The 4,561-nt window shown below is 69.2% G+C and carries 3 protein-coding genes; 2 read left to right on the top strand and 1 reads right to left on the bottom strand.

Annotation, left to right across the window (positions count from 1 at the left end; genetic code table 11):
* Window positions 1–446: 446 nt before the first annotated feature.
* The gene (locus FJ251_13745; GenBank protein MBM4118767.1) at window positions 447–1,820 is read left to right on the top strand and encodes a hypothetical protein; all 1,374 of its coding nucleotides are present in this window, start codon (window positions 447–449) and stop codon (window positions 1,818–1,820) included.
* A gap of 24 nt (window positions 1,821–1,844) precedes the next feature.
* Here FJ251_13745 and FJ251_13740 read toward each other — a convergent pair whose 3' ends face one another.
* Window positions 1,845–4,205 (bottom strand): hypothetical protein, encoded by a 2,361-nt coding sequence (locus tag FJ251_13740; GenBank protein MBM4118766.1) that lies wholly within the window; start codon window positions 4,203–4,205, stop codon window positions 1,845–1,847.
* Window positions 4,206–4,408: 203 nt separating this feature from the next.
* Here FJ251_13740 and FJ251_13735 point away from each other — a divergent pair.
* The coding region (locus FJ251_13735) for a transcriptional regulator (protein ID MBM4118765.1) at window positions 4,409–4,561 on the top strand (153 nt) is incomplete at its 3' end.

The following is a 4,561-nucleotide window of genomic DNA, read 5'->3' as shown; positions in this document are numbered from 1 at the left end:
GCTCCGACGTCTGGAACAACCCGGCCGGCAACTACTGGGCGATCCCCGATCCCACGGGCACGAACGGCAACATCTCCAGCGATCCCCGGTTCTGCGGCGCCGCGGCGGCCGACAGCCTTCTCCTGATGAACTCCTCACCTTGTCTGCCGGCCAACAACGCCTGCGGCGTGCTCATCGGCAACCGCGGCGAGGGCTGCGAAACCTCGGTCGCGGCCGACAAGAGCTGGGGCCAGATCAAGTCGCTGTACTGAAGTGGCAGCGAGTGAGGAAGCGTGCATGGAGATCAGCATCGACCTTACTCGGATTCTCGATCGCTGCCTGGCCTTGGGCATGACGAGCGTTCCGATCATCATCGGTCGCCTCAGCCTGAACAACGTCGAACCGTATGGCTTCGCAGAGCTGGGGGATGGCGTGATGTTTCGATTCAGCGCGGAAACGCAATCCCCTTGACCGCCGCACGCGCAGGATTTTACGTTTGCCTGCTCGCCGCGCTTGCTATCGGTGGAGTGGCTGGCACCGCGAGCGCCACGACGCGCGAGTACCCTGGCAGCTTCGTCTCGCTCCAGGAGGCCTTCGATAGCTGCGCGGCCGGGGATACCCTCCTCGTCGCCCCGGGGCTCTACATCCAGCCACAGCACCGCAACGTGGTTCATAGCGGCCCTGCCTTCACGGTGCTATCGAGCGCCGGCGCAAGCGAGACCGTCTTCCACTGCGACTACACCGGTTTCTGGCTCACGCTCGACGGAGTGGGGTCCCCAAGTGCGCCCATGGAGATTCTTGGACTGACGATCACCGCCTTCGATGGCGCCCCCTCAGTCCTGGCTGCGCTTGACTGTCACAGCAGTTGTCTTGAACTGGAAGATATGATCTTTGAGCACAATCCTGGCAACGGGCGGGGACTGGAATTCTCACATGGCGAGTTGTTGTGTCGTGCGTCGACCTTTCGCAATTGTGCGGGGAACGCCTTGGTGATCACATGGAGCGCCTTCGCAATCGAAGGTTCCAGTTTCAGTGATAATAGAACCAGCGGCGATGGAGCAGGCGTTCGTACATATCGCAGTAAAGGCAGCATCAGGAGCTCTCGTTTCACTGGGAACCGAGCGGTGTGGGGAGGGGCGATCGACATCAACCACGGCGGCGCTCTTCTCGAAGACCTTGTATTCGAGGGGAACACCGCCACGAGCTGGGGCGGTGGCCTCCATGCCTATGCGGACGAGCCCGTGGTGATTCGCAACTGCGTATTCCGGGGAAACCGCGCGGAAGACGATGGGGGGGCAGTCTACTTCATCGGTAATTACGGCCAGGCCGGCGATCGCATGGACATCGAGAACTGCGACTTCGTTGGCAACAGCGCCAATACGAGCGGTGCCGCGGTTTTCGCGTACGGGAGTGCAGAGCTGCACATCACGGGCTGTACCTTCGCGGACAACAGCCTCGATGTTCCGGGTCTCGGCGCAACGGTGCAGAGCGCGATCTGGTCGCCCTTCTACATGGATCGCACGGTGGTCGTGAACTCGGTGGTGGGGGGAGGCGTAGGGGTGACCGACCCGGCGGAGGTTTCCATCACCTGCTCCGACGTCTGGAACAACCCGGCCGGCAACTACTGGGCGATCCCCGATCCCACGGGCACGAACGGCAACATCTCCAGCGATCCCCGGTTCTGCGGCGCCGCGGCGGCCGACAGCCTCCTCCTGATGAACTCCTCACCTTGTCTGCCGGCCAACAACGCCTGCGGCGTGCTCATCGGCAACCACGGCGAGGGCTGCGAAACCTCGGTCGCGGCCGACAAGAGCTGGGGCCAGATCAAGTCGCTGTACTGATCCGCGCTGCCCCCGGGCCAACGCCTACTTCTTCTTCAGCGCGTCCAGCCCCTTCTTCAGCAGGTCGCTGCCCTTCTCCTGAAGCTGCTGCTTGGCCTGCGCGGAGAGCTGCGCCTCGAGCGACTTCGTGTCGAGCGTGATCGCGGGCTCCTTGGCGCTCCCCTTGACGAGGAAGCCCAGCTCGACCTTGCCCTTCGCGTTCTTGAGGACGGCCAGCGTCGAGCCGGCGCCCAGCCGCGCGAGCGTGCTCGCGCCCAGCTCCCAGCGGCCGGTGAAGTCGAGCGTGCCGTCCAGGCCCGCCGAGCCCGTGGCCGTGATCCAGCCGTCCTCGAAGGGCAGGCGCAGGTCGCGCGCGAGCACGCGGTCCGCGCGCAGCTCGAACTGGTGCTTGAGCTGGCCGATGCCGTAGCGGTCCTTGCTCGGCAGGCCGGCGAGCTGGGCGAGGCTCTTGAGCAGCGCGAGGTTCACGAGCGCGCCGTCGGCGAGGTCGACGCCCGCCTTCATCGCCAGGCCCTGCGGCTTCTCGCCGGGCTTCAAAGTGAAGCTGAAGTCGCTCTGGCTGGTCAGGCTGCCCTCGATGCCGCGCTTGATCGGGGTCAGCGCGGCGAGGAAGGCCGGCGCCTGGACGCGCGTCACGCTGAAGGCGCCCTTGCAGTCGAAGGCGCCGTCGGCGCGCGGCGTCATCGCGTAGTTGCCGGCCAGGCTGCCGCCGGCGAGCGCGCCCTTGACGTCCTCCACGCGCAGGCCCGTGGCCGCGGCCTCCAGGCGGCCCGTGATCGCGGTCACGGGCGTGGCCGGCGTGACGAGCCGGTCGATGCGAAAGCTTAGCCGCCCCGGCATCGGGATCAGCACGGGCGGTGCGCTCGCTGCGCCCGCGGCGCCGCCGGCCGCAGCCGGCTTCTCCTTCGCCGGCACCACGAAGTCGGCGACGTCGATCTGCGCGCTCTGCGCCTGCAAGTCGAAGTGCGGCGCCTTGGGCGCGCCCTTGATGACGCCGCTCGCCGCGATCGTCGAGCCGCCGGCCGTCAGGCGCAGGCTCTTCAGGGCCAGCGCCTCGAGCGGACCCGCGAGGCGCGTGTTCTCGATGCGCAGGGGCTTGGCCAGCGCTTCGCCCTCGACGCTGATCGGCTTCACCGCGATCTCGAGCTCGGCGCGGGGCGGGAGCCCGCGCTGCGCAGGGATCGAGGCCGTGCCTGAGAGCGACGCGCCCTCGCCGCGAATCGCCACCGGCGGGCCGGCCGCGGGCTGGCTCGTGAGCGAGTAGCCCGCCAGCTCGAGCGCGAGGCGCGGGACTTCCGTGCTCGTCGGCCCGGGCAGGAGGCTGAGATCGAGGCGCCCCGCCGGCAGCTCGCCCGTGAGACTCCCGCCTGTTGGCGGCTTCATGTCGAGTGCGCCGGCCGCGATCGCGATGCCATTCAGGGCAAAGGCGCCCTGGGTGGCGGCGCCGAGGGCCCAGGGGCCTTCGGCGCTGGGGATCGTCACCGTGAGCGGCGCCGGCACGCGCTGCGTGAGCGCGATGTTCTCGGCGCGCAGCGTGCCGCCGAAGTCGAGGCCGGGGTCCTTGAGCCTGGGGGGCGTCGCCTTGAAAGCGGACAGGGGCGCCGCGCCCTTGCCCTCGGCGCGCAGGCTGGCCACGCGCATTTGCAGCGTGTCGCGCTCGGTGCCGAGCACCAGCTCGCTCAGTGCGAGCGCCGCGCGCTTCAGGTCCAGCCGGCCGCCCGTGACGGCGAGGTCGAGCTCGAGGTCGGCCTGGCCGGCGAGCGCGCGCCCGTCGGCGAGCTTGCCGCTGAGCGCGGCGCGCTCGAGCTTGCCGGCCAGCGTGAGATCGCCGCCCGGCATCAGGGTGGAGGCGAAGCGGCCCGACTCGATCAGCGCCGCGATGTCCAGGGGCTGCTTGCCCTCGCGGACGAGGTGCACCCGCGCGCGCTCCAGGCGCAGGTCGGGCGCGGCCACGGCGACGGCGGCCGTCGCGGCCGCCTCGCCCGCCGCGGCCTTGGCCGCCCGCGTGGCGCTGCCCGGCGGCGGCAGGCGCAGCTCGGCGCCCGGCTCGACGAAGGTGAGCGTCTTGATCGCGACCTCGCGCTTCAGGAGCGGCAGCAGCGCGAGCCGGGCCTCCAGGCGCGGCAAGTCGAGCTTTCGCAGTCCGTAGCCCGTGGAGTCGGCGCCCAGCTCCAGGTGCTCCAGCTCCAGCGTGAGGCCGCGCAGCCCGAGCCCCAGGCCGATGCGCCCGCAGTCCACCGAGCGGCCCAGCGCCGCCTCGGCCTTGGGCAGCACCAGCGCCCGCAGCTTGGGCTCGGGGAACATCGCCTTGATGACGAGGGGAGCGGCGATCAGGAGCAGGACGATCAGGCCGCCAAGGCCGATCAGGATGCGCTTCATCGACATTCGGGCTTGCCTCCGCGTGGGGCCGGCCGGGCCGGGCCAGGGAGAGATGCCGCGCGCGCGGCGCTGCCGCAAGTGGGGGCGCCGAGAGCGGGCATTACTTCACGCATTGAAGCTCCGGGGGGAAAAGGCGTCAAGAAAGTCTTGACGGCTGTCGATGATCGGAGCAGACTTTCGATCGTGAAGCTGAGAGGGGAGCAGCGCCCTTGCCGGACTTCGACGAAACGCTCAGCTCGGCCGCCCGGATGGGCATCGTCGCCGCGCTCATCACCGGCGAGCCGGTGGCCTTCACGGATCTCAAGCAGCGCACCGGCCTGGCAGACGGCAACTTGCATGTGCAGACCCGCAAGCTCGCCGGC

The organism is bacterium, from assembly GCA_016873475.1.
GTDB lineage: Bacteria > Krumholzibacteriota > Krumholzibacteriia > JACNKJ01 > JACNKJ01 > VGXI01.
This window is presented reverse-complemented; position numbering and strand designations above follow the sequence as displayed.